Genomic DNA, 25,381 nt, shown 5'->3' on the forward strand with positions numbered 1-25,381 from the left:
TCTCCTCCACAATTTATATTTATTAATAAATATTTATTTTAATGCTAGTATTGTATCACTTTTTCAAAAAATATCAAGTATAAATTTAATTTTTTTTCATTATTAATGTATTTTTTTACATATAGTATTGTGCTTGTGCTGTCCAAAGTTTAGAATACATTCCATTTTTATTCACTAACTCCTGATGAGTTCCATATTCTTTTAATTCTCCCTCATCGAACACTGCAACTTTGTTGCAGAACTTACAGCTGGATAACCGATGTGATATATATATGGCTGTATGATCACCAATTAATTTATTAAAAGAGGTATATATTTCATATTCTGCATATGGATCCAATGCTGCAGTCGGTTCATCCAGAACAACTATCGGTGCATTTTTATAAACAGCTCTTGCAATGGCTAATTTCTGAGCCTGACCTCCGGATAATTCAATTCCATTCTTATCAAAATTCTTATAAAGAGACGTATTAATACCTTTCTCCAGTTCTTCTATTCTCTCCAACAATCCAACCTTTTCCAAAGCCTTACTAATTGTCTCCTCGGGCACTTGAGAAGCTTTATCAAATACTATGTTCTCCTTAATCGTGAAAGAAAACAATTTATAATCTTGAAATACAACAGATAATAATTTCATGTATTCATCATAGGAATATTCATTTATATTTACACCATTTAAAAGAATCTCTCCTTTATCGGGAATGTATAGTCTGCATAATAATTTTATAAATGTAGTTTTACCAGCCCCGTTTGGCCCTACTACCGATAATTTTTCCCCGTTATGAATGGTTATATTCACATCCTTTAAAGTGTATTCCTCGCTTCTTGGGTATTTAAAATATACATGCCTAAACTCAATGGTATTTGATTGAGTAGTTAAAACAGATTCTATATCTTTGGTACCTGTTTTCCCCTTTGATGGCAGCTTTTCAAACTTTAAGTAGGTATCCAGATATAAGCACATCTGCCTTAATTGCACTATATTTTGAATAAATTCCGTAATATAATTTGTAAAATTATTACCTGCTGAAATATACATTGAGAATTCGCCTATACTAATACTTCCAAGCACTACCTGATAAACCATATACCCGTAGATCAATAACATTTCCAATGGTAACGTCACACTGCCAAGACCTAAATATTTCGCCGTTATATTCATGCTTGTTGCCATATTTTCCACAGATTCATCTGAATAGTCATGTATTTTCTTGCCGATGTAGGGGGCCATATTGTATATCCTAATGTCCTTTGCCATGGAAAAGTCAGTTACTAAGTCAGCATAATATATAAATCTTCGATTTAAAGGAATTAACTGCTGGAAAAAACGAAAGATAATACGTTGGGCTTTCTTGCTTATAATACCATTTATTAAAACAATAGAAATGATTAGAGCTATAATAATGGGATTCAATATTGCTATAATTGCTGCAAGTCCTAAGATGGTTATTGATATCCGAATCACCGCGATCAGGCTCTCTATCATACTTCTTAAAGCGTCCTGATTATGAATCGGAAAGATTGCCTGTTCCTTCATATCCAGGATCTTAGGATCCTCTAATTTTTCAAAATCCATATTCATGATATGTTTACCAAGATGCAGCTCAAATCCATTGATTAATCTTATATTTGCTAATTCTACCTTGGTACCGAAAAACTTATTGATCAGATTCAGGCATCCATTTCCTATTACTAATATTCCAACAAACAGAATAAACATTTTCATTCTCTTCTGTCCCATTAACTCTTCTATGATATACCGAGGAATAATAATTCCAAAGAAAGGCGTGGCAGCTTGAAAAACAGCGGATATTAACATAAGAGGAATATAGCTTTTTTGTATTTTAAAAACAAGTTTTAAAAAGTGAATAGCTACTGCAAAATCTTCTTTGACGGATCTTTTTTCATCTTCAGATTGAACCTTATCCCTGAACTTTTCTTCTTTTTTCTTATAACTTTTCTTGTTCTTCATATTTATAACCATGCTCCTTTCAAAGTCTGGAGACTTTAAACGTAATATAAATCATTTTTATGAAGATGCTTTCCTGGTCAGTCATACTGTAATTGTTCCTCTGCTGCCTTATCTGTCGCAACAGCAACCTCATCTTCTTTATAATATTGTGCCTGCACCTGAAACATTTCTGCATATTTCTCATTTTTAGCCAGCAATTCTTCATGAGTACCATACTCAATTAATTGTCCTTCTTCAAACATGGCAATCACATCACAAAAGGAAGTACTTGCTAATCTATGGGAAATAAATATTGCGGTTTTACCCTCCACCATTTCGTTAAACTTTTCATAAATGCTGCGTTCCGCAATGGCATCCAGAGCTGCAGTGGGTTCGTCAAGTATAACGATACCTGCATCTTTATACAGCGCTCTGGCCAGTATAATCCTCTGCGTTTCCCCACCAGAAAACTCAATTCCCTCATCATCCAGTATTTTTTGCATACTTGTATAAATTCCTTTTTTCTGTTCTAATACTTTTTTCTTCATATCTGCCTTTTCAAGACACTTAAGTACTTTATCTTCTTCCACACTGCCTTCTGATACTGCAATATTTTCAGCTACAGAAAAGGCCAATGTCTTAATTTCCTGAAATACAGCTGAGAACAGAGTGTAATAATCCTTTTTAGAGAATTCCTGGATATTGATTCCATTAAGGAGGATTTCTCCGGATTCCGGTTCATACATACGGCATAGCAATTTCACAAAAGTAGTTTTTCCTGCTCCATTGTGCCCTACAATAGCCAGTTTCTGACCTGGTTTTATATGAAAAGAGATGTCTTTATAAACATATTTTTCACTTCCGGGATACCGGAACGTTACATTCTTAAATTCTATTTCATATGGTCCCTCCGGCAACGGTCTTGGATGATCCGGTTCTTTTTCTTCCTTTCTTCCCATAAATACTCTGAGGTCACTTACATACAGACTTTGTGCACGAATATGTGCCATATCGTCCATAATTACCTTCATCACATTTGCAAAGCTTGCAATTGCTGCAAAATACATAGTAAAACTACCAATGCTTAAACCATGATTCATTACCTGATATATCAGATAAATATAAACAATGCCTTCTCTTATCATTAAGAAAATCACTTCGCTTACTCCCACTCCGAAGTATTTATATTTGATTTTTTTCTCTATAGCAAAACGCTGTTTCTTAAATTTCTGATATAAGGTTCCTATCCAATCTGTCAGACTGTAGATTCTCATATCTTTTCCATATGCAAAATTATACATTAAATCATAGGAGTATTTTGAGTGCCGGTCTATATCTGATAATTCATCTGCCTTATTATATTCATATTTTTTTACTGAAAAGGTAAAATAATAAACAAGACTAACGTTGGCTATTAAATATAGCAGAATAAATATATTCAGCTTGCCGATAATCAGCATATACCCTATAAGAACAATTATATTTCCACCTAAGTAAAATAACTTATGAAGAATACCTTCCAATCCGTTCGCATTACTTTGCAAAGCACGAAAGGCGGTTTCTACCGTATTCAGAAAGGACGGATCTTCTGTGTTTTTATAATCCGTAGTCATGCATTTTATACTCAGCATATGAATGAATTGAAAACGGATATCTATCATTTTAGGCAGGTAGGAATTTTTTATAAATGTTACTATATATCCAACAATGGCTGATGATAAAAAGAAACTTATCAATAATAAAATCAGTTTGTTTTTGTCCTGACTGCCTGTTAATTCATCTAATATATATTTAGGAAGCAGGATACCTATAAAGGGAAATATCCCGCTTAAAACAGTAAATATCCCGAATGTCCCAAATATAGATTTATCGTATTTCCAACTATGAGAAATAATGTATTTTACATTATTCCAGGTGGAATAAACTTTTTTATTAGTTTCATCTTTGTGCCTGCCCATTTACCTTACCTACCTTTGCTCTGGGATCTATGAATAAACTACCATCGCATTCCACTTCTTCAATAACACAATTTGCTCCAATGGTTACATTATTCCCTCTTACCGATCCTGCTCTTACGTTACTAAGTTCAATGGTAGTGGCCTCCATCACCTTTACAGATGACCGATCCCTTCCTTTTTTATTATGAAAACCAAACCCGAATATATTGAAATGCACATCCTTATTCAACATATGCCTGTAATTATCAATTTTAATGTATTCGCCATAGACTTCCGGTGCTGATATATTACCTTCCACTTCAATCTTATCTGCTGAAATTTCACCTTCAGAGTTCAGTACCCCTTCACAATAAATATGGTCTGCTTCTATTTTTTCGTTCTTCTGGTTCACGACTCCTTCAATTTGTAATTCTTTCACTCTTACTGATTTATTAAGGGTAATAACCCCTTCGATATTCATTTCCTCAGCTTCAATAGCACCGTTACATTTTAAGACACCTTCTACAGTCAATTTGGATACTTTAATATCACCAGTAATATCGCCTACTCCTTCTACGCTAATAATATCATATTCTCCACCGCTTATTTTTCCAAGTCCTTCTAAATTTATATTTCTCATATTAAACACCCATCAACATCATTTAAAGATGTAATACCACCACTAATAACTGGTTGAAAGAATAATTTTGTGGTGTCCCTTCTTAATATATTTTCTTCAACCCTTAAAACATTATTGTCATCCTTACTTCTTTCATTTATAAATATGCTTTATCAAAGTTAACTTAGCAGTTATAAATGCCCTCACAAATCAAATGTATATTTTTTCTTTTTCCTATTAATTTTTTTCTGTTAGCAGCTGCATAATATTATAATTTTATTTTATTTTTTACTTTTGCCCATGAAGAAATCTCTATATCACTTTTATATTCCACAGTATCAATTACACAGCGATCTCCTATAATTACATGGTCACCACTAACATATTTAGCACGGACATGATCCAATACAATATCATCACCTTCAATGCTGTCCAGCTCCATAATAGTTGCCGGATTTGAAGCTTCTCTTCTGTATAATTTGTTATCCGCAGATTTGGGTAATGATAAAAAGGTCTGATCCATCAAAAAGTTTTTAGTAATTCTTATATCGCTTCCCATGACCTGTTTCACTTTAGAACCAGAATCCGGATGAATATAAACAACTTCTGCATTGATTTCTTCTACCTTTATACTTCCAAAACTATAAAGCTCTTCACATTCCAGGATTCCTTCCCCATATAAGGTACCGATACTAAGAATATTTTTAAAATCATAGTCGAAATTCAAATGAAAGTCGCATAGATTTTCAAAAGTTTCCGCTTTTATTTTACCTTTGTAAACGCTGTCCTTACTGTGGTTTATTTCATTACCATATATTTTCACATTACTAATCACACTGAAATTACGTAAGATTCTTGCTTCCAGAGATTCCGCTTCCATCCTGCCAATTATAATAAAGGTATCGCCTTTGCAATTTCCTAAAAACTTAGCTTCTCCAGCCAGATTAAAAGTTCCAAAGCTGCTGCCCGAAGCTGTTAAATCTCCTGCTAATTTGGTATCCCCTATATAGCTGTTCTCTATATTCACATCTCCTGCTCCAGTTAACTTTTCAACATTGGCATTTGCAATATTTACATCCCCAGTTGCAAGTATTTTTCCTATTTCACCAGTAATGGTTTTACCTGAAAAAGATAAAATATTTCTTCTCAAAACCGCACCTCCCAATTATTAAACTTTAATAATATATCCTCTTTTTCTTCCTTTTTATTTGAATAATTAGTGTCTTTTCCAGATGAAGTATCCGAATAAGACTGATTGGATGCCTCTTTAGAAGAAGCGCTATTCTTATTTTCCAAATCAGGATTAAATTGAAACACCTTACTGTACTTGAATTTCATTTGATTGGATACTTCGTTCATACGTATTTTTTTTATTATCTCAAACCTGGTATCTAAATAAATAGGTGATTGTTCCTGGGATATTACCGCAAAATAATTCATTTCCTGATTGAAAATAATCAACACGTAATCGGTAGTCTTCATTCCTTCTAAATGCATTTTCATTCCCTCTAATAAGGTACCAGTCTGCTTTTCATTCAAATTTAGTTCTTCTTTCAACTTGGATAATATTACAAATATCAGAATCTCAATATAAGAATATATCTTTTTATCCAATATAGTCTGGAATATAGGCAGCATTTCATGGTCTATTTCTTCAATTCTTTCTAAATCTTCAAAATCAAATCCTACTTCTGTGGATTCCGGGGATAACATTTTAGCCAGTTCCTCAAGAGAATATTTATCCTTTAATTCCTGTATCATTCTAATTCTATTTAAAATCTGCTCTTTAGGAAAAAATGTTTCTTGCCCGGTATAAGAGGATTGTTTCATAAACCATTCTTCGGGAATCAATCGTTCTCTCTTCCATCGGTAAAGTTGACCGTAAGATATTCCTGTCTGTGCCAGCAGTTCTTTTTTTGATATTAACATTCTTTTCCCTCCTGCGTAACATTGTTTCATTGAACCCAAAATCAGTGTAACATAACATTGTTACACTGTCAATATATGCTATATAAAAATTATAAAATATTACATTTGTCATATTATTTGGTTTTTCATACATATAATGGTAGATTTCTACTCTGTTTCATACTATAATAGAACCGTGTTATAAAAAATAATTGTGTAAAGAGGGTATTCCATGGGAGAAAAAACTGAGAATGTTTTAAAAAAATATGTACTGCCAACCTGTTTTATGTGTGTAATTACTCTACTAATCTTTCTCTATCTGACGGAAATGAAAAGTTTAGCTCTTGGATTTTTATTAATGGCTTTATTGTTATTCATAATCAATGTTTTATTTCGTTTATTAGTCAGTAAAGGTATGAAGGGAACCAGTATAATTACTAAGACTACAAAGGGATTTTTATTTCTTTTCATCCTGTTTGTTAACTTAACAATAGCTTTCTCTGCTACTATTTTACTTTTCTCAGATGAGATGTTTTTTTATCCAAATCAAGATATCGAATCCTATGAAAAAAATCAGAAATACAAGAAATACGAAGAAATCCAATTTAATAAAGATAACAAAGAGTTTTCAGGCTGGTTATTAAAAAATGAAAAAGGAAGGGCACCTTTAGTTCTTTATTTTGGCGGAAATGGAGAGTGTTCAGCCAGAAGATTTCATTCTAATAAGGATGCTGATTATTGGAATTATTTTGATGGCTATAATTTTATGATGGTTGATTATCCCGGATATGGTAACAGCAAAGGTACTCCAAGTGATGAGTCCATGTTTGATATGGCTCTTAAAACCTATGATTACGCCATAACCCGTGAAGATGTAGATTCAGATAATATAGTAATAATGGGTTATAGCATAGGAACCGGAGTGGCCACTTATCTTGCCTCCCAAAGAAATATCCGTGGTTTAATATTAATGGCACCTTATGACGAAGGCGTTAGTTTATATAATAGTATCCTTGATATATTTCATGGACCTTTAAAATACTTAGTAAGAAATAAATTTGAATCTATTAAATATGCAAAATCTGTTGACATACAACCCTTGCTGCTAGTGTCAAAGGCAGATGAATTAATACCAAATGAATCGTCACTCCATCTCTCTGACGCATTTCCAAATGGTTCTGTGCTTTATTTCTTAAAGGATGTAAAACATAATTTTTTCTGGGGAAATAAAGAAGTTTTTGAGAACTTAAATAAATATTTGCAGGAGGTAAAGTATGAATAAAGAAATTAAGAAGGGGTTAACTATAACATTAATTTTTGTAATTATACCCACTTGGTTTGTTCTGGTATTATCAACCAAACATATATGGTTAATGCTATCCCCCATTTGGTTAGGAACTCTATATTTTATATTAAACATTCTTTTAGATAAGGTAAATGAATTAAAAAAATCGAAGTATATGAAATATATTGTAAGAATTTTGATTGCCGCAGGAGCTGCTTTCTTGCTATATGGTACTTTGCTGATTATTCGCAAATATAAATAAAAAGATTATTGAAGCAACGTACCCTTTAGCAATATAGAGCTAAGGAGCAATTAGAATGGCGTACCGTGTCATCCTATTGCTCCTTTTTATTTATCCTGCAGGATCATATCCATTACCTTCCAGTGATAACAGCAAACTTGCAAATACCTGGGATACATAAACTGTATCCAATCTCCACGGTGAATGACCTGCATCAGCATTCTTCTGCTCATTTACTTCTACTGAGTGATCCACCTCTACCTTAATCTGTAGCTCTTTAGTATTATTAATGCGATTGCTTAAATTGTTAAAGTCAAGCTTTATTCTTGCTTTGTTTTATCTTCCTCCCGCTTAGGTTCATATTCAATGCTTTTCGTCTTACTTTTCTCAATATACCTTCTGCTAATAATCACAATCACAGCAATGATTACTGCCCAAATTAAAAGATATGGCAGGTTAACGATAAACCATACAAAGAAATTCTGAAGTCCTTCCCCAATGTTAAACATAGTATCTCCAAAACCAGTTCTGATTCGCTCCCAAACAGACAGTTTATTCTCTGCAACTGCGGTCATTCGTTCTACTTCCTGTATGTTCATTGTTACCGTACTGTAATCTACAAGGTTATCATAGGTTCTAAGTTGTGCTTCATAATTTTCTAATTCATAACGAACGGTACTTAAACGTTCTTCCAGTGTTATAATATCTTTCAACGTTTTCACTTTTTCAAGAAGCGCAAGCAACCGTTCCTGCTCAATTTCTAAAGCCTTTTTATGACTTTCAACATCCACATATTTTATGGTAACATTTTCTGTTGTTTCGTCTCTGGTTACAACATTGGAAATATCATCTACAGTGTTTAAAAACTCATTTAATCTGGCTTTGGGAATCCGAGCAACAATACTCCCATAACGCATGGAATTGTTACTATAATATCTTCTTCCGGTGATATTGGAACTTTCTACATAACCTCCCAATTGATTAATATGTGTATCAATGGAAGAAATTAATTGATCAAATTCCTGGGTTTCCATCTCCAAATTAACACGTCTGATAATTTTATCCTGAGAATTATTCAAAGGATCATTCGTGTTAATAGAAGAAGTGTTTGTTATACTTCCTTCAGATTGACTTTCTGGAACCGCCTCTTTCGGTAATGCAGACTCCGTACCGGCAGCATCATTAGCGTAATTGTAATCCTTTTTTTCCGTTGCATTTTGTTTCTTACCACAGGCAGCTAATGACATGATAAAAACTAGCAGTAATACCAGGTAAAACGACCTCATTCTTTTCATAAAACTCCTCCCTTTCTTATACATATATAATATTAGACTACAATACAACTATAGAGCTTGCATTGAGGATCTCAAGGTTAGTTAAGAGTTCGTTAAGGTTCTTGCCTATTTAAGCTCTGCGCCTCTTCCAGATAGAAGGTGCAAAAAGTAATACAATAGGGAAGATTTCTAATCGTCCCACAAGCATGTTAAAGGAAAGTATAAGCTTTGAAAAGTTCGATAGTTCCGAAAAATTACTAAGCGGCCCCACTCCTCCGAATCCAGGTCCCACATTATTTAAGCAGGTAACAACTGCTGAAAATGTTGTTTCAAAGTCAAATCCATCTAAGGATACAAAAAGTAAGGACATGCCTAAAATAAGCATATAAAGTATAAAGTAATTATTAATGCCTTTTAATGTATCATTATCTACCGGTTTTCCTTCAAAGTGTATGGAATTAACATATCTGGGGTGTAGCATACTTTTTATATGATGAATTGCACTCTTGTACATAACAACCAGTCTGGCCATCTTTATGCCACCTGCTGTAGAACCGGCACAAGCACCAAAGAACATTAGAATTAACAAAATCATTTTCGAAAATTCCGGCCAAAGGTCAAAATTAGCAGTTGAAAAACCGGTCGTGGTAATAATGGAACCTACCTGGAAGGAAGCATACCGGAAGGCTTCTAACCCATTTTTATAATATGGTACGATATTAATCGTTATACTTATAATAGAAATAGCAATAACACCTAAATATAAACGTAATTCTTCACTTTTAAATGCCTGTCTGATTTGTCCTATAATAATAAAATAATAAAGATTAAAATTGATACCAAAGAGTATCATAAATACAGTGATAACCCCATCTATATAAGCACTATTATAAAAGGCAACACTATTATTCTTTATACCAAATCCTCCCGTACCTGCAGTGCCAAAGGTATGCAGCAAACTATCAAAAAAAGGCATACCGCCTATAACCAGTAAAATGACCTGTATAATAGTCATTCCAAGGTAAATACCATATAAAATCATGGAAGTATTCTTAATTTTAGGAACTAATTTACCAACTGTAGGCCCCGGTACCTCTGCCCTCATTAAATGCATGGATCTTCCTTCGGCAAGAGGTATAATAGCTAAAACAAATACCAGAACTCCCATACCTCCAACCCAGTGGGTAAAGCTTCGCCAAAAAAGCAAACTTTTTGATAATACTTCCACATTGCCTATAACACTGGAACCCGTTGTTGTAAATCCCGATACCGCTTCAAAAAAGCAATCTATATAATTAGTAACTTCACCGCTGATAAAGAAAGGCAAAGCTCCAAATGCAGACAATACAATCCATGATAATGCAACAATAACGAAACCTTCTTTGGCATAAATAACAGTGTTTTTAGGTTTTTTAAAAGATATAGCAAATCCTAAAGTTACCAAAAGCAGAATAGCCACTACAAAAGCATATCCGCTCTTCTCTTTATAATATATGGAAACAATCAAAGGCAATAACATCAATGCTGCTTCTACTTTCATAATGTAGCCTAATACATAGGCAATCATCTTTTTATTCATAATGCCTCCAAGTATAATTAATATATGCATATTAATCTAATCTTTAGTCAAATATTAGCATAATCTATTGTAATACAATATCTTTTAAATCTCTCAAATATGGAATGGTAGTTACAATAATAACCCTGTCTCCCACCTCCAGGGTATCATTACCCGCTGGAATTATTGTTTTATGGTTTCGTATGATGGTTGCAATTAAAAGATTTTCTTTTAATCTTAAGTCTTTTAATTGCTTTCCGATAAAATGATCTTTTACTTTAACAGCAAATTCTAATGCTTCCACTTGGTTATCTACAAGTCTGTGCAAGGTCTGAACACTACTTCCCATGGAATTCTGTAACCCTCGGACATAACTTACAATTTGATTCGCTGTAAGATATTTGGGTGAAACAATAGAATCCACCATATCGTCTGTAAGCAGCTTGGAAAAAGAAATCTTATTAATCTTCGTAACTACTTTTTTTACTTGTTTCTTCTTTGCATACATGGATAATATTATATTTTCTTCATCAATTCCAGTCAAGGATATAAAAGCATCTGTACTATCAATTCCTTCTTCAATTAATAATTCATGATTGGTTCCATCCCCATGGATTATAATAGCCTTAGGAAGATCTTCACTTAATTGTCTGCAGACCTCTTCCTTCACTTCAATAATCTTTACTTCCATTCCTACTTCTAAGAGCATCTTTGCTAAGTAATGTCCTAAACGGCTTCCGCCCACAATCATAACCATTTTTACTTTATCTTTTAAAAGACCCGTACGTTTAATAAAAGTATGAATTTGGTGAGGCGATGCGGTAATACTGATTCTATCTCCTGCCTGAACAACAAATTCTCCTGTTGGAATAATAACCTGAGTGCCTCTTTGTACCACACAAATTAAAACCTTTACATCACACATGGAAGAAAGCTTATATAAAGGTTGTCCTACCAGACGGCTGCCCTCCGGAACCTTTATCTCTATTAGTTCTGCTCTTCCATTGGAAAAGGTCTCAATTTTTATAGCAGTAGGAAATCTTAATATTCGTGAAATTTCCAGAGCTGTCGTTTGCTCTGGATTAATTACCATATTCATTCCCAACTCTTCCTTTAAAAATCCCAGCTGGTCTGAATATTCCGGATTTCTTACTCTGCCTACTCTATGTTTTGCTCCTAATTTTTTTGCCATCATACAACTAAGCATATTTAACTCATCACTGGAAGTTGCTGCAATAAACAAGTCTGATTTATCTACAGCAGCTTGCTTTTGAATCAATAAATTTGCTCCATTTCCATCTATCCCCATTACATCATACATGTTCATAGAGTTTTCTATTACAGATAAGTTATTATCAATAATAACAATATCATGTCCCTCTTTGGAAAGCTGCTTCACCAAAGTACTGCCAACTTTCCCGTCTCCAACAATTACTATGTTCATTATATTTCTCCTTGTTTTTATATAAATACTGCAAATCTTTGATATAAAATATATTGGAATCTTTAAAAACTTCCCTAGGGTAACTATATGCCCTGCTTTATTTATACCGCTTTCATTATATCATGAACGTAAAGCATGTTCATGATCTTGGCATCTCCCTCATTACGCTTTCATTATATCATGAATATTCTGGATTACAATGGTCCATTTGCTCCGAAGTTTAAAACAAAATAACAGTTAGAAAGTACCGTAAAACACTCTCTAACTGCTCCTTTAAAAGCACCTCTTTACCAATTTCTGCGTAATAAAGATGGTTCTTCTTCTAAATGTCCGTAGTCATTAAATCTTTGTAAATAAAATCTTTCATACTCTTCATCATAAATTAATTGAGTAATGCTGCAATTTTCTAAGGAGACTGCAAATAAAAGTTTTTTACTCATATCAGTTCCTAACAATCCAGCTAATAAAGAACGAATTACTCCTCCGTGAGTAATCACTGCCACATTATGTTTACCGCTCTTCTTTATTTCATTCATGGTGACCATAGCTCGTTTGAATACATCTCTTCCGCATTCACCGCCCGGATAGGGAATATCTTCTTCCAGTTTCATTTGCTCTGATTTAAAGGCTCCAAAATGTTCCTGAATGTATTCATCTGATTTGCCTTCCAGAATACCAAATGAAATTTCTCTCAAATCTCCACGAATAATGTGTTCCTGCTTAATATATCTATTTACAATTTGTGCAGTCTCCGTAGCCCTTATCAAATGACTGGAATACAATCCGTCAATATGATACCCGCTTAAACGCTTTCCCAAAAGCTCGGCCTGTTTTCTGCCTTCCTCTGCAAGAGATACATTCACATTACACAACTGGCTGTTCTGCCTGCCATGTCTGATTAGATAAATATTCATAAGACAGTCCCGCTCCTTTTCTTAATTATAGCAAATGTAAACCATGATTATCTGCGAATTCCACTATTTCATCCGGCCATACAGAGGCTTGTACTTCACCAATGTGGGCTTTTCTTAAGAAAAACATACAAATTCTGGACTGCCCAATACCACCGCCTATTGTGTATGGTAATTCGTGATTTAAAAGTGATTTTTGGAAAGGTAACTCTGCTCTTTCCAAGCATTTACTGATTTCTAACTGCTGCTTTAAGGTTTCTTCGTCTACACGAATACCCATGGAGGATAACTCCAGAGAAATGTCCAAAACCGGATAATATACAATAATATCACCATTTAATTTCCAGTCATCATAGTCCGGTGCTCTTCCATCGTGTCTTTCTCCGGAAGCTAAAGTCCCGCCAATTTGCATAATAAATACAGCACCTTTTAACTTTGAAATCTTATGTTCTCTTTCTTTTGGTGTACAGTCAGGATATGCATCTTCTAATTCCTGTGAAGTCACAAAAGTGATTTCCTCAGGTAAAAATTCTTCTATGAAATTATATTCGTGGGCAATATACTTTTCCGTATTCTTTAAGGCATTGTATACTTTTTTAACGATGTCCTTCAAAGTTTCTTCATTACGTTCTTCTTTAAGAATAATCTTTTCCCAGTCCCACTGGTCAACGAAGAGGGAATGAATGTTATCCGTATCTTCATCACGGCGAATGGCGTTCATATCGGTATAAAGGCCCTCTCCGTGTTCAAATCCATATCTCTTAAGCGCCATTCTCTTCCATTTTGCAAGAGAATGTACAATCTCTACTTCTGCATCATTTTGCTCCTTAATCCCAAAACTTACAGGGCGCTCCACTCCGTTCAGATTATCATTCAATCCAGTTTCCGGTTTAACAAATAAAGGTGCGGAAACTCTGGTAAGATTCAGTTGTTTTGCCAGTTCCCTTTCAAAAAAGTCTTTTACAAGTTTAATACCAATTTCTGTTTCTTTTATTCCTAATGCTGACTTATATCCATCGGGTATAATTAAATGCTCCATTGTATTTCTCCTTCACTATTTATGATAAGGCTGATTCGTATTGATACGATATGCCCGGTATATCTGCTCTAATAAAACGACTCTCATCATCTGGTGTGGAAAGGTCATTTTAGAAAAACTTAATTTGTAATCTGCTCTGGATAAAACCTCACTGCTAAGTCCTAATGATCCGCCAATAATAAAAATAAGATGGCTAGCGCCATCTACGCCTAATTGTTCCACTTTATCTGCAAGCTCCATAGAAGATAACATAATCCCTTCAATGGCTAAGGCAATTACATACCCATCATTTTTGATATGCTTTAATATTCTTTCACCTTCTACTTTTTTAATTTGCTTTTCTTCAGCTTCACTTGCCTGATCCGGAGTCTTTTCATCATTTACTTCTATGATTTCCAATTTGCAGTAACGGCTTAATCTCTTACTGTATTCATCGATTGCAAGAGTAAAATATTTTTCTTTTATCTTCCCTACTCCAATGATTGTAATTTTCATGATTTCTTTTTCTTATCTCCTACATATTGATATAATACACCATTCTTTACAACTTTCAATTTTTCTCCTTCAAATCCTCTTTTTCGTAATTCCTTCTGAAAATTATAAATCATAAATCCATGGCATACAATTAATATATTTTCTTTTGACCAATCAATTCTGTCCAAAAATTTATTAATTCTTCTTCTGGTCCCTATGACAGTTTCCGGTTGGCTTTTAGATTTGAAAAACCAAGCCAGTCTCCCGCATACATGCCAGATTTCAAAGGGTAGTTTGACTCTGTCCGAATGTATGAAGGGTGCATTATCTACTTCCCTTAATAATTTATCTATCTGAAGATTTCCGCTATACACCTCTTTTGCAGTGGTAATTGCTCTTGGCATGTCACTGACATAGCAGACATCCCACTCAATACCATACATTTCAACCGGTTTTTTAATTACTTTTGACTTCTCATATCTCTCAGACCATTCTCTGAATTCCTGGGAAGTCATGACTTTTTTATGTGGACAGTTTACTTTAAAGTGTCTTAATAATCCAATTCTCATCTTATCTCCCGAATTAACTTTTTAAACTAAGTATGTGAATAAATGTAAAAGGTAAAGAATCTCATAGAAATACTCCTATGTGATTCTACTGTATGTTTTATTATTAATAAAATAACTAAGTATCCCGCAATGATATTTGTGTTCCAAATGTTTACAAGATATTTTAATTTTTTATTTTTTAAAAACTATTGTAACTTTTTTTATAAATAAATGCAACTTTTTTAGGAAACTATTTTGTTTGAAAAAATCGAAAAATAGTATCAATAATAAAGATTGCTAAAGCAATCATACCAGCTATTTGCATAGTTTGATTAAAATAATAACCGGATAGTTCCTTATCATTAGTAATTAAATAGTATACGATCTGATACATGCCTACTCCAGGTACCAAAGGTAATATACCTGTAATTAGGAATAAAGTAACCGGTGTTTTTAATACCCTTGCATAACTGTGAGACAAAAGCGCTATTGTTAAAGCTGCAAAAAACATACTGGTAACAATAGGGAACCCCATGGAGCTTAGAATTAAATGAACCAACCAGCCAACTGCTCCAACTGTTCCTGCATGTATTAAAAACTTCTTAGGCACACCGAAGGTAACCGCGATGGTTATTACCGCAATAAAAGCACCCATAACCTGTATTATCATAGTACGCCACCTCCTATTATTAAGGAGAAGAAAGCCAGTCCAACACCAATACCTGCTGCAATAGTTGCTGCTGATACAAAGGCTTCAATAGCGCGAGCTCCACCTGAAAGATAATCTCCCTGGAGAATATCCCGAATTGCATTGGTGATTGCCACACCAGGAAGTAAGGGCATTGCTGAACCACTGATTAGAATATCCCTCTGTATCCCTATGTCAAAAAAATGTGTTATGGCAACACTGGTAAATGCAATAACGATGGAACACATCATATTTTTTATAAAACTTTTTATCTTCGTTGTTTTCGTAAGCATAAAAATAAGCGCAATAAAAGCACCGTTTATACTGGCAATAAAACAGTCAATCCATTTGCCCCCAAGCAAAATAGTAAAAGCAGCCGAACCTAAAATAATACAAATATTATAAATTGTAATATTATATTTTTTAGCCTGATTAATACTTTTTAACATCTCATAGGCTTCTGTTAAAGATATGGAGTCATTACATAATGCACGGGATACATTATTCACTTCATAAATCTTGGAAAGATCAGTAATTCTGGTTTCAATCCTTTTTATTAAGGTTATGTTATCTATACTGGTGTCTCCCAAAGTAAGAAAAATTCCTGTTGGAGTAACAAAGGTTTCTGTTTTTTCCAATCCGGAAGTTTTCAATATCCGGCTCATGGTGTCTTCTACTCGATATGTTTCCGCACCGCTGACCAACATTATTTCACCTGCTAACATCGCTGTATCAACTAAAAGTTTATAATTCATTTCGGGGAAAATTCTCCTTTTTAGCGTATTAAATATGAACTAAATTGTTAACAAATTATTCTAATTATCTTCATACTTTACTCACATATGAATTTTATAATAGAGGTAAGCTAGTGATATAGTTTCACTTTCTCCTCCCCTCTAATTTTAATATAGATTGAGAAGGTCTTTTACAAATTATTTTGTAATTGACCTTTCTCTTTTTGTATTACCCTATATAATTGAAAATATTCGTATCTTTATGAACAAAAGTGGAGCTGTTACAAACCATATATTGTTTTGCAACAGCCTCTTTGATTTTTCCCGTACATAATAGATTGATCATCATGAATTATTTTAAATTACTCACTTATATCCTCAATATCATAATTTCCGATATCCATATTATGGATGGTTCTTCTCTTTCTTCTGGCCTCTTCAGAAGCAACCAGAAGAAAATCTTTAATTTCACTTGACTTTTTAATATGTAAAAGTTTCAACTCCGGATGGGTGGTATCACCGGTATAGCAAGTGATGGTTCCTAACTTAAAGATTCTTTCCAATAAACTTTTTGTTAGTTTTACATCCTGAACTTTATACATGAACGCGTCATCTACTGTAATGCTAAGAAAACCACTTGTAATTGTAATCTTTTCATCCGATATTGTATAAGTTGTAAAACAAATAGGCAAAGCCAAAAACTTGGTTCTTTTCCTTTCTACATAAATCATTTCTTTGCTCCTTACTTATTTATTTCATTTTAATATTTAACGAACTATCTTTATTGCTCACTATCATTTCTACATTAGATAGATCAATATCTTTCGGTATTTCAAAAAGAATAACCGCTTCTTTTGTTTCTTGGGCCGCAAAGTCCAGATTAATGTATTGCAAATCATTGACTAATATAGTTACTAATGGTTTGTAGAAAGTTTCTTTATTTACTTGTAAATGATATTGAAGATTCGAATTTATTAAATTAAAATTCTGTTTTTTCTTTGTTAAGTTGGTTATATCAAAACGAGCTATCAGCAACTGATTATTATTAGATGCATCAATAGAAAAAGCTTTGTTACTTATATTTCCATCATAGCTTTTACTAGTTTCATATTTTTGAAAAGATACTTTGAAATTCTTATTACCTAAGGTTTCATTTAGTTTATTTTTCTCATCTGTTTTTTTCCCGGTAACTTTATTCTTGTTATCAGCTGTTACCATACCGGAGTTTGATTCATTCTTATCTGCTTTTTCTCCGGTGGCAGTCAGAGTTGTTACCTTTTTAGATTTTTCTTCTTTTAATTCAATTTCTACTCTTAAGTCTTTTGATTCCTGATAAATCAAATCACCTTCATAATTTTTATCATATTTTAATAAAAGGCCTGCCATTGATTCTGCAATCATGTTACTCTCCTGACCGGTCATGTCTACAGTTTGCATACAGCCTGTTAACATTCCCCCACAAAAAATCATCAGACCTATCATCTTTAGTTTCTTAAACATTACATACCTCCCATGTTTTTTATCCATTTACATAGTACCACTATTTGTGAATTTCGGCAATAAAAATTATAATAATACAATTTTAATTCATTTTTGTATCTAATTCAAACCAGAACTCTACGCCTGTTTCACGGTTCATAACACCGCATTCTCTGTTTAAAGAGTCCATAATAGCTTTTACTATAGATAAACCAATACCACTTCCACCATACTCTCTGGTTCTTGCCTTATCCACTTTATAAAATTTTACCCAGATTTTATCTAACTCCTCATCCGGGATATTGGCTCCCGTATTAAATACGGCGATTCTCACAACGTCTTTCTCTTGAATTAATTTGATTTCTATAATTTTTTCTCCGTCTACATGATTTAAGGCGTTGCTAATATAATTGGTTAGAACTTCTTCTACTAAATATATATCTGCCCATACATATATCGGATCATATTCTTCAAAATGAAGTATTACTTCCTTTTGCTGGAACAAAATCTCTGTTGAATTTAATATTGTATTAATTAATTCCACAATATCAAATCGTTCAAAGTTTACCTGATTACTTCCAAATTCCAACTTATTCAGTGATATTAATTTTTGAACCATCGTATTCATCTTTTTTGCTTCATCAATAATAACATCACAGTAAAATTCTCTGCTTTCTTCATCCTCATTAACATTATCCTTTAAACCTTCCGCATAGCCTTGTATCAGTGCAATAGGTGTTTTTAATTCATGGGATACGTTAGATAAGAAGTCTTTTCTCATCTCGTCAATCTGTGTTTTGTTCTGAATATCGGAAAGAAGCTCATTATTAGCACTTTTTAATTCGGAAATAGTTTTCTCCAGCTTCTCTGACAGAGTATTAATGCTGCATCCCAATTCCCCAATTTCATCATTTGCCGTTACTTCATATTTAATATCAAAATCCAGATCACTCATTTTCTTTGCAATACCGGCTAATTGATGGATGGGCTTAGTAAATCTCTTACTTATATAGAACATAACCAATGTACCTATAATAACAGACATAATGCCTACATAAGCTAAGAACTTATTGGCAATAACTACACTTTCCTGCATACTTTCCAGATTCGTACGCAGATAAACAATATTACCGTTTTCAATAGTACCGAACAGATCAATATAGTTAGAACCTATATGCTGATCATAGGACTTGTATATATTGTAGTTCTTCGTACTTTTAATAACGCCTCGTTTGCTGTTAAAAATATAATTTTTTATTAAAAAATCAATTCTGCTTAGAATCTTTTCACTATTCTCACTTGGGGGATATTCTACAATAAACTTGTCCGTAATAACATATATACTTAGGTTTCTATTTTCACAAATTCTCTCTATTTGCACCAGCTCTGAGTCGGATATTCTGTTATCTTTATATATGGCACCGATTTCATCAAAAGTTTTACCTAAGGTATTCATTTTACTATGAAGATAATAATCAACCAAAAAGGTTCTGTTAAATATCCATATGGCAAAAATAGTTATAAAAACCAGTGCTGTCAATATAGAGGTTAACTTTACTCTTAAGGAATAGGGATTAATAATTCTATTATCTTTTAGACTTGAACAATAGTTTTTAAATTTTTTAATTGGTTTTCGAAAGATATGTTTCATTAAAATTACTCCTGTCTGTTATACCTCGAATTTATATCCCATCCCCCAAATTGTTTTAATATAATCACCTTTAGAACCCATTTTACTTCTTAATTTTTTAACATGGGTATCAATGGTTCTGGCGTCTCCAAAATAATCATAATTCCATACATTATTCAATATTCTTTCTCTGGATAATGCCACTCCTTGATTAGCAATAAAGTACGATAGCAGCTCAAATTCCTTAATGCTTAAATCAATAATTTCACCTTCTATTTTTACCTGATGAGCCGCTTTATCTAAAACAATTCCTCCCACCTCAGTTACTTCTTCTTCTAAAAAATTGGTTCTTCTTAATATGGCCTCAACCCTGGCCACCAAAATCTTTGGACTAAATGGCTTGGAAATATACTCATCTACCCCTAGCTCAAAACCTAGTAATTCATCTTTCTCATCGCTTTTTGCTGTCAGCATAATAATAGGTACTTTTGAATATTGCCTGATTTCGCGGCATACCTGCCAGCCATCCATTTTAGGCATCATCACGTCCAGAATAATTAATGCAACATCTTTTACAGAGAAAAAGATGTCAACAGCTTGTTCCCCATTCTCTGCCTCTATTACTTCAAAATTTTGTCTGGTTAGAAAGTCCTTTACTAATTTTCGCATTCTGCTTTCATCGTCAACCACTAATACTTTTAATTTATCCATAGTGCATCCCTCAATTCCATATAAAATAACAACAAGTTATAGGTTAATTATTATTGTATTTATAAGTAGTATAACTAAAAATATTATTTAAATAAAAGTAAAATAAAACAATTAATACAAAACAGGCAATACCATCTTTAATAACATAACCCATGACTGCTTATTTACTTTATACTATATACTATAATTGTGAAAAAATTTTGATTTGTACTATGTTTATTTCATGAAATATTATTTTGTTTCGTTTACGCTTTATTTCTTCTACATTATTTCTTCCACATTGCTTTTTGAGCTTATTTTCTTTTATTCTAATTCTTTTTTTCTCTTATACTTTATATTTTGACTATAGTTACCTTATACAATTTATCATATAGTTTATTCCTTATTAAGCTCAGCTTCTCTTTCTTCCAAGTTCTTTTCTTTCAACTTTAATTCTTCTTCCCAGCCTGCATAACGATCAATAACTTCATTTTCAAAATTAATGAAAACCGTTTTATCACTATAGATTGCAATAATAATCATGGCAATCACAATGACTAGAAAAAACACATTAATAATTCTGGAATTTCGAAGTTTTATTTTTAAGTTCTGTGCCATTTCTTTGTATTTGTTCAATGCCAAAGAATCTACTTCTTTTGTCTCTGTCTTTGTACCTGAATTTTGAGAAACATAGTTAATCTTCTGTATTTCTTCCGGTTTCATAATTCCGGATTTTAAAATATTCTCCTGTAATTCTTTTAAGAACAAATATCCCACAGGTGTACAAAAAGTATTCTTTTCAATAAATCTATTATACAATTTTAGTACATCATTTGGATTAGATAAATCTACTTTTGCTTTAAAATGTTCAATTACCCCTAGCTCTTCTTTTGCTCTGTTAAAATCCTCATTGGTATTAAAGATGAATCCATTTACTTGATTCTGACTTTCTCCCATATGCTCACCTCTTTGCTTATTTCATATATTTAATACATCGGAATATTCATCACCATATTTAACGACTATGATGAATGTATTAATAAAATTATACCATATCCTTTTATATTATGTAATACTTCCCATATTAAAGTAAGCAAATACAAAAAAATCAGCTCCTTATTGACCAATAATCTCTTCCACATTATCCTTTGTAATTATAATATAAGGCTTACGTATATATTTGCCGTCAATCAAATCCTCTGGGAGCTTTTTATCAAAAGCCAGAGAATAAGCCAAGTCAATAATTCCAAGTGCCTGGCCTTTGCTATCGTTTAATACCGTTCCTATCATATCTCCATTCTTTACAGCCTCCAGGCCAACTGGTGTGCCATCAATTCCAACCACTGCCGGTGTATCTGTTATCCTCTCTTTTTTAATTGCATCAATGGCTCCTAATGCCATATCATCGTTATTGGCTATGACAATTTCAATTTCTCCGTTATAGTTCTCCAATAATTTTGACATTCTGGTCTCCCCCTGTGCCCGAACCCAATTGGCAATTTCATCTCCTAGTTTTTCTACTTTAATACCAGCTTCTGTAATTGTTTTTATCACATATTCAGTTCGTATTAATGCATCCTGATGTCCCGGTTCACCTTCCAAAATGACATATTGAAGTATACCATCACCGTTTTTATCCATTGCGTCAAAATCCTTAGTACAAGCGTCTACTACAATCTGTCCTTGCATGATTCCCGATTCAAACGCTACAGCACCAACATAGAATAATTTATCCCAACGCTGCAAATCCTTCTCTACTAATTCTCTGTTAAAGAAAATGATTGGAATACCTGCATTTATTGCCATATCAATTGCTACGGAAGCATCTGTTCGGTCAACTAAATTTATACAAAGGATGTCATAATCTTCCTTAATAAAATTCTCCACCTGATAATTCTGGGATACCTGACTTCCACCGGCATTTACAATATCCAGCGTTATGGAGATTCCCTCTTCCTGCTCCTTAAGTTTTGCCCCTTCTATCAAATAATCTACCAGACTGGAGATAAAGGTATCATATTGATTATAGATGCTTACCCCAATTTTCATACTTGTTTTCTGATCTGACTCTTCTTTGCCTTCACTTTTACTATTCCAATACTTAACCAGAAGAATGCTGATAAAAATGAATAAAATAATCGTCGGTAATATGGCTTTTTTAGAAGTCATAAGCCCCTCCTTATTGTACAAACGGGAATACCAGTCTTTGATTCTTTGGCAAATACATTGTTTCCCTGTTTACGGTTCGAAATTCCACGTCTATATCCGATACGTGCCCGTCACGATGAATACTACTAAGCAATTCCTGTAAACTCAAATATCCCATATTAAATTCATTTTGAAAGACAATGGAATTAATCACTCCATTATCAAGATTATGTACAATTTTACTGGAACTTCCAATTCCATAAATTTCTACAGAGGTTGCAGCTCCTTGAGCGGCATCGATAACCTCTTCTAAACTTATATCATCCAATGCAACTATGACATCTACCGGATCTTCCTTGATTATTTTTTGCAAATATTGAGCCGGATCTTCCTCCTCTGTTAACTCCCAGCAAGTCATTATATTCTCCATATACCGAAAACTGTCCATGAAACCCTGGTATCTCTCATCTATACTGCTGCGTTGTATCTTTTTCACATAAACCGCAACTCTGCTGTTTTTCTTACTATTCAGATAAACAGATCTTCCAAGATTCAATCCCATACTGTAATTATCCGCAGAAATATAAATAATGTTATCTACGTCCTCCGCCTTAGTTTCAACCATTATTACCGGCACTTTCAGTGAAGCCTCCTGAATAGTATCAGTCATATTCCTGCTGTCTGTAACTGCTATAATAATTCCCTTAGAGCCATTTTCAATTTCCCGTTCCAATAATAATGTCTGTTCCTTAGCATCACTTTCAGAAGACATCAGGCAAAAATTTACCTCTGCCCCAAAATCCTCTGCTGCCTGATCAATCCCCTGCTTTAAAGTGGTCCACCGGTCACTGTTACTCCCATATACGATTACGGAGGTCCTTGTTTTCTCATCCTTTTTATTGGTATCGTTTATGTATAAATACGTACTAATAAAGAGTAATCCAAATAAACAGATCAGTAATGCGATTGCCATGAATAATTTCTTATTTTTAATCACGAATCTCGCCCTCCCCATTCATCCCATCGGAATTATAAATAACCCGGGGCAGATGTATATGAACCGTTGTACCTTCATCTAGTTCACTGTCTATCAAAAGCCCATATTGGTTTCCAAAATAAAGTTGTATTCGCTGATGAACATTGCTTAGTCCAATACCGGATCCTTTCTTGTGAACTCTGGTATTATCCTCCAGTATTAAATTTATTTCTTCCTCCGGCATGCCAAGACCATTGTCTATGACATCAATATAGATATCATCCTCTTTTAAATAACCCTTTATTGTAATTTCGCCTTCACCGTCCATGTACTCCACGCCATGGTAAATTGCATTTTCCAATAAAGGCTGTACAATCAGTTTAATGGTACTGCATTCATAAATCTCAGAAGCAATATCTATATTTACTTGAAAGCGGTTTTTATAACGAATTTTCTGAATATACAAATAATTCTGTGCATGCTCAATTTCTTCCCGTATGGTTATAATATTCTTCCCCTTACTGAGACTTATCCGAAAAAGGCTGGCCAAGGCAGTAACCATGGAAATTGCCTCCTGGTACCTTGCACTTTCTACCATCCATACAATAGAATCCAAAGTATTATACAGGAAATGAGGATTGATTTGAGCCTGGAGTGATTCAAATTCACTCTTTCTCTTCTTCTCCTGTTCTATAACAATTTCATTCATTAGCTCATGCATCTGTAATACAACAGAAGTAATTGTCCTGCCCAAATGCTGAATCTCGTAAGATCCACCGATATAAATATTTAAATCCAATTTACCATATTCCAGATCTTTCACGGAGTCGTCCAGTTTTTTTAGAGGATTACTAATCAGATAGGATACAAATTGAATGGCAAAAGTAATAAGAAAAATGGTTAGTGCAATAACCATACCAGTAAAAAACCTCATCTGATTAAAACTCATATAAAATTCCTTCGCCGGTGTAACATTCACAATTTTCCATCCGGTATAACCAACCGTTCTTACGGTTACAATTCGTTTCTCACCCTCAAATTCTTCTTCATGAGTGCCATCTTTGTAGGTGGCAGCGTTCTTATTATTTTCAAGTAACAAGCTGGAATTAATCAGATTCTGTTTCGGATGATAGATAATCTCCCCATTACTATCTACTAAGTATACATAGCCTGAATTATTGGAATTTACTTTCGCAAATATCTGCTCGATACCGCTATAATTCATATCTACCAGTAGAATTCCCCTGTTAATATGACCATTATAAGTCAGTTCCACTACCCTGCTAAGTGAGATGACCCAGTGGTAATTAAAACTGCTGTCATAAAAAAGATTTTGTACATGGGGTGTGGAAAAATGCAAATTTTCGATTTCTTGATTAGCTTTAACAAACCAGTCTTGTTTTGAAACTTGAAGATTTGCCTTTAAACTGTTAATTGGGCTAGCTGCTACCAAAGAGCCATTGTCCCGAAAGCAGACGATACTTACCAGGTTATCCTTATTGGCTTCATAAAGAAGATTCATATCTCTATCAAGACTTTCATTAGACAAATCTACTTTTTTAATCACACTATAATACATGGTGTTGGAAATTCTCATCATGTTCCTAAGGTATATATTTAAATTCAGATTAACCTGTTCAATTACCTGTTTGTTATTCCCTATGGTAATTTCCTTTGTGGAAGATATAAAACGGGAATAAATCGTAGCGCCCATAAAGCCCATACCAATTAACGCTACAAGGGTAAAGGATATGGAAAGTGTAAACTGAATACTTTTATGCCTATAATAGTGCACCGCCCTCTGAAGGAGCTTGATTACCTTTGCTTTCATGACTTGTTGAACCTTT

25 protein-coding genes are annotated in these 25,381 nt (G+C 33.5%); 2 read left to right on the top strand and 23 right to left on the bottom strand.

The features are described from left to right. Window positions 1–115 precede the first annotated feature (115 nt). The 5 genes from RT261_RS13190 to RT261_RS13210 all read right to left on the bottom strand — a co-directional run bounded on the left by RT261_RS13190 (window position 116) and on the right by RT261_RS13210 (window position 6,436). Window positions 116–1,972: an ABC transporter ATP-binding protein gene (locus RT261_RS13190; protein WP_313133124.1), complete on the bottom strand. Its 1,857-nt coding sequence runs from the start codon at window positions 1,970–1,972 to the stop codon at window positions 116–118. Between the two features lie 77 nt (window positions 1,973–2,049). Beyond that, window positions 2,050–3,909, bottom strand: coding sequence for an ABC transporter ATP-binding protein (locus RT261_RS13195; protein ID WP_313133126.1), 1,860 nt, complete (start codon window positions 3,907–3,909; stop codon window positions 2,050–2,052). Then, on the bottom strand, window positions 3,890–4,528 hold the full coding sequence (locus tag RT261_RS13200) for a hypothetical protein (RefSeq protein WP_313133127.1): 639 nt from the start codon (window positions 4,526–4,528) through the stop codon (window positions 3,890–3,892). The genes RT261_RS13195 and RT261_RS13200 overlap by 20 nt, the downstream gene beginning before the upstream one ends. Window positions 4,529–4,775: 247 nt before the next feature. Then, window positions 4,776–5,657 carry a hypothetical protein gene (locus RT261_RS13205; RefSeq protein WP_313133129.1) on the bottom strand — a complete coding sequence of 294 codons (882 nt, stop codon included), beginning with the start codon at window positions 5,655–5,657 and terminating at the stop codon, window positions 4,776–4,778. Further along, window positions 5,654–6,436: a DUF4004 family protein gene (locus RT261_RS13210; protein ID WP_313133130.1), complete on the bottom strand. Its 783-nt coding sequence runs from the start codon at window positions 6,434–6,436 to the stop codon at window positions 5,654–5,656. Before RT261_RS13210 ends, RT261_RS13205 begins: the two co-directional genes overlap by 4 nt. Window positions 6,437–6,647: 211 nt before the next feature. On the opposite strand from RT261_RS13210, the gene RT261_RS13215 reads away from it, so the two are divergent. Both RT261_RS13215 and RT261_RS13220 read left to right on the top strand, forming a co-directional pair. Beyond that, on the top strand, window positions 6,648–7,697 hold the full coding sequence (locus RT261_RS13215) for an alpha/beta hydrolase (RefSeq protein WP_313133132.1): 1,050 nt from the start codon (window positions 6,648–6,650) through the stop codon (window positions 7,695–7,697). Next, complete coding sequence (locus tag RT261_RS13220; protein WP_313133133.1) at window positions 7,690–7,962, top strand: hypothetical protein; 273 nt, start codon at window positions 7,690–7,692, stop codon at window positions 7,960–7,962. Before RT261_RS13215 ends, RT261_RS13220 begins: the two co-directional genes overlap by 8 nt. A 90-nt stretch (window positions 7,963–8,052) precedes the next feature. Here RT261_RS13220 and RT261_RS13225 read toward each other — a convergent pair whose 3' ends face one another. From RT261_RS13225 to RT261_RS13310, 18 genes are all read right to left on the bottom strand, one after another. After that, window positions 8,053–8,196 carry a hypothetical protein gene (locus RT261_RS13225; protein WP_313133135.1) on the bottom strand — a complete coding sequence of 48 codons (144 nt, stop codon included), beginning with the start codon at window positions 8,194–8,196 and terminating at the stop codon, window positions 8,053–8,055. Between the two features lie 65 nt (window positions 8,197–8,261). Further along, window positions 8,262–9,236 carry a DUF4349 domain-containing protein gene (locus RT261_RS13230; RefSeq protein ID WP_313133136.1) on the bottom strand — a complete coding sequence of 325 codons (975 nt, stop codon included), beginning with the start codon at window positions 9,234–9,236 and terminating at the stop codon, window positions 8,262–8,264. Window positions 9,237–9,345: 109 nt separating this feature from the next. Further along, window positions 9,346–10,794: a TrkH family potassium uptake protein gene (locus RT261_RS13235; RefSeq protein WP_313133137.1), complete on the bottom strand. Its 1,449-nt coding sequence runs from the start codon at window positions 10,792–10,794 to the stop codon at window positions 9,346–9,348. A 64-nt stretch (window positions 10,795–10,858) separates the two neighbouring features. Next, complete coding sequence (gene trkA, locus RT261_RS13240; protein ID WP_313133138.1) at window positions 10,859–12,217, bottom strand: Trk system potassium transporter TrkA; 1,359 nt, start codon at window positions 12,215–12,217, stop codon at window positions 10,859–10,861. A 287-nt stretch (window positions 12,218–12,504) separates the two neighbouring features. Next, window positions 12,505–13,131 carry a histidine phosphatase family protein gene (locus tag RT261_RS13245; RefSeq protein ID WP_313133139.1) on the bottom strand — a complete coding sequence of 209 codons (627 nt, stop codon included), beginning with the start codon at window positions 13,129–13,131 and terminating at the stop codon, window positions 12,505–12,507. A gap of 25 nt (window positions 13,132–13,156) precedes the next feature. Continuing rightward, window positions 13,157–14,167 carry an aspartate--ammonia ligase gene (gene asnA, locus RT261_RS13250; protein WP_313133140.1) on the bottom strand — a complete coding sequence of 337 codons (1,011 nt, stop codon included), beginning with the start codon at window positions 14,165–14,167 and terminating at the stop codon, window positions 13,157–13,159. 15 nt (window positions 14,168–14,182) lie between these two features. After that, window positions 14,183–14,662, bottom strand: coding sequence for a 23S rRNA (pseudouridine(1915)-N(3))-methyltransferase RlmH (gene rlmH, locus RT261_RS13255; protein ID WP_313133141.1), 480 nt, complete (start codon window positions 14,660–14,662; stop codon window positions 14,183–14,185). Then, window positions 14,659–15,210 carry a histidine phosphatase family protein gene (locus RT261_RS13260; RefSeq protein WP_313133142.1) on the bottom strand — a complete coding sequence of 184 codons (552 nt, stop codon included), beginning with the start codon at window positions 15,208–15,210 and terminating at the stop codon, window positions 14,659–14,661. Before RT261_RS13260 ends, rlmH begins: the two co-directional genes overlap by 4 nt. A 229-nt stretch (window positions 15,211–15,439) precedes the next feature. Beyond that, complete coding sequence (locus tag RT261_RS13265) at window positions 15,440–15,859, bottom strand: threonine/serine exporter family protein (protein WP_313133143.1); 420 nt, start codon at window positions 15,857–15,859, stop codon at window positions 15,440–15,442. Beyond that, window positions 15,856–16,632, bottom strand: coding sequence for a threonine/serine exporter family protein (locus RT261_RS13270; protein ID WP_313133144.1), 777 nt, complete (start codon window positions 16,630–16,632; stop codon window positions 15,856–15,858). Before RT261_RS13270 ends, RT261_RS13265 begins: the two co-directional genes overlap by 4 nt. 341 nt (window positions 16,633–16,973) lie before the next feature. After that, window positions 16,974–17,342: a PH domain-containing protein gene (locus RT261_RS13275; RefSeq protein WP_313133145.1), complete on the bottom strand. Its 369-nt coding sequence runs from the start codon at window positions 17,340–17,342 to the stop codon at window positions 16,974–16,976. 19 nt (window positions 17,343–17,361) lie between these two features. Continuing rightward, the gene (locus RT261_RS13280; protein WP_313133146.1) at window positions 17,362–18,111 is read right to left on the bottom strand and encodes a hypothetical protein; all 750 of its coding nucleotides are present in this window, start codon (window positions 18,109–18,111) and stop codon (window positions 17,362–17,364) included. A gap of 82 nt (window positions 18,112–18,193) precedes the next feature. Beyond that, on the bottom strand, window positions 18,194–19,741 hold the full coding sequence (locus tag RT261_RS13285) for a sensor histidine kinase (RefSeq protein ID WP_313133147.1): 1,548 nt from the start codon (window positions 19,739–19,741) through the stop codon (window positions 18,194–18,196). Between the two features lie 18 nt (window positions 19,742–19,759). Continuing rightward, complete coding sequence (locus RT261_RS13290) at window positions 19,760–20,431, bottom strand: response regulator transcription factor (protein ID WP_313133148.1); 672 nt, start codon at window positions 20,429–20,431, stop codon at window positions 19,760–19,762. 375 nt (window positions 20,432–20,806) lie between these two features. After that, window positions 20,807–21,367, bottom strand: coding sequence for a hypothetical protein (locus RT261_RS13295; protein WP_313133149.1), 561 nt, complete (start codon window positions 21,365–21,367; stop codon window positions 20,807–20,809). 159 nt (window positions 21,368–21,526) lie between these two features. Further along, on the bottom strand, window positions 21,527–22,579 hold the full coding sequence (locus RT261_RS13300) for a galactose ABC transporter substrate-binding protein (protein WP_313133151.1): 1,053 nt from the start codon (window positions 22,577–22,579) through the stop codon (window positions 21,527–21,529). Window positions 22,580–22,589: 10 nt separating this feature from the next. After that, window positions 22,590–23,555: a substrate-binding domain-containing protein gene (locus RT261_RS13305; RefSeq protein WP_313133152.1), complete on the bottom strand. Its 966-nt coding sequence runs from the start codon at window positions 23,553–23,555 to the stop codon at window positions 22,590–22,592. Continuing rightward, window positions 23,548–25,365, bottom strand: coding sequence for a sensor histidine kinase (locus tag RT261_RS13310; protein WP_313133154.1), 1,818 nt, complete (start codon window positions 25,363–25,365; stop codon window positions 23,548–23,550). The genes RT261_RS13305 and RT261_RS13310 overlap by 8 nt, the downstream gene beginning before the upstream one ends. Window positions 25,366–25,381 lie beyond the last annotated feature (16 nt).

This window comes from Anaerocolumna sp. (assembly GCF_032079385.1).
Classification (GTDB): Bacteria; Bacillota; Clostridia; order Lachnospirales; family Lachnospiraceae; genus Anaerocolumna.

Coding starts and splice junctions, on each gene's coding strand:
- RT261_RS13190 (WP_313133124.1), bottom strand. CDS start 1,972: ATGAAGAACAAGAAAAGTTATAAGAAAAAAGAAGAAAAGTTCAGGGAT.
- RT261_RS13195 (WP_313133126.1), bottom strand. CDS start 3,909: ATGGGCAGGCACAAAGATGAAACTAATAAAAAAGTTTATTCCACCTGG.
- RT261_RS13200 (WP_313133127.1), bottom strand. CDS start 4,528: ATGAGAAATATAAATTTAGAAGGACTTGGAAAAATAAGCGGTGGAGAA.
- RT261_RS13210 (WP_313133130.1), bottom strand. CDS start 6,436: ATGTTAATATCAAAAAAAGAACTGCTGGCACAGACAGGAATATCTTAC.
- RT261_RS13215 (WP_313133132.1), top strand. CDS start 6,648: ATGGGAGAAAAAACTGAGAATGTTTTAAAAAAATATGTACTGCCAACC.
- RT261_RS13220 (WP_313133133.1), top strand. CDS start 7,690: ATGAATAAAGAAATTAAGAAGGGGTTAACTATAACATTAATTTTTGTA.
- RT261_RS13230 (WP_313133136.1), bottom strand. CDS start 9,236: ATGAAAAGAATGAGGTCGTTTTACCTGGTATTACTGCTAGTTTTTATC.
- RT261_RS13235 (WP_313133137.1), bottom strand. CDS start 10,794: ATGAATAAAAAGATGATTGCCTATGTATTAGGCTACATTATGAAAGTA.
- trkA (WP_313133138.1), bottom strand. CDS start 12,217: ATGAACATAGTAATTGTTGGAGACGGGAAAGTTGGCAGTACTTTGGTG.
- RT261_RS13245 (WP_313133139.1), bottom strand. CDS start 13,131: ATGAATATTTATCTAATCAGACATGGCAGGCAGAACAGCCAGTTGTGT.
- asnA (WP_313133140.1), bottom strand. CDS start 14,167: ATGGAGCATTTAATTATACCCGATGGATATAAGTCAGCATTAGGAATA.
- rlmH (WP_313133141.1), bottom strand. CDS start 14,662: ATGAAAATTACAATCATTGGAGTAGGGAAGATAAAAGAAAAATATTTT.
- RT261_RS13260 (WP_313133142.1), bottom strand. CDS start 15,210: ATGAGAATTGGATTATTAAGACACTTTAAAGTAAACTGTCCACATAAA.
- RT261_RS13265 (WP_313133143.1), bottom strand. CDS start 15,859: ATGATAATACAGGTTATGGGTGCTTTTATTGCGGTAATAACCATCGCG.
- RT261_RS13270 (WP_313133144.1), bottom strand. CDS start 16,632: ATGAATTATAAACTTTTAGTTGATACAGCGATGTTAGCAGGTGAAATA.
- RT261_RS13275 (WP_313133145.1), bottom strand. CDS start 17,342: ATGATTTATGTAGAAAGGAAAAGAACCAAGTTTTTGGCTTTGCCTATT.
- RT261_RS13280 (WP_313133146.1), bottom strand. CDS start 18,111: ATGTTTAAGAAACTAAAGATGATAGGTCTGATGATTTTTTGTGGGGGA.
- RT261_RS13285 (WP_313133147.1), bottom strand. CDS start 19,741: ATGAAACATATCTTTCGAAAACCAATTAAAAAATTTAAAAACTATTGT.
- RT261_RS13290 (WP_313133148.1), bottom strand. CDS start 20,431: ATGGATAAATTAAAAGTATTAGTGGTTGACGATGAAAGCAGAATGCGA.
- RT261_RS13295 (WP_313133149.1), bottom strand. CDS start 21,367: ATGGGAGAAAGTCAGAATCAAGTAAATGGATTCATCTTTAATACCAAT.
- RT261_RS13300 (WP_313133151.1), bottom strand. CDS start 22,579: ATGACTTCTAAAAAAGCCATATTACCGACGATTATTTTATTCATTTTT.
- RT261_RS13310 (WP_313133154.1), bottom strand. CDS start 25,365: ATGAAAGCAAAGGTAATCAAGCTCCTTCAGAGGGCGGTGCACTATTAT.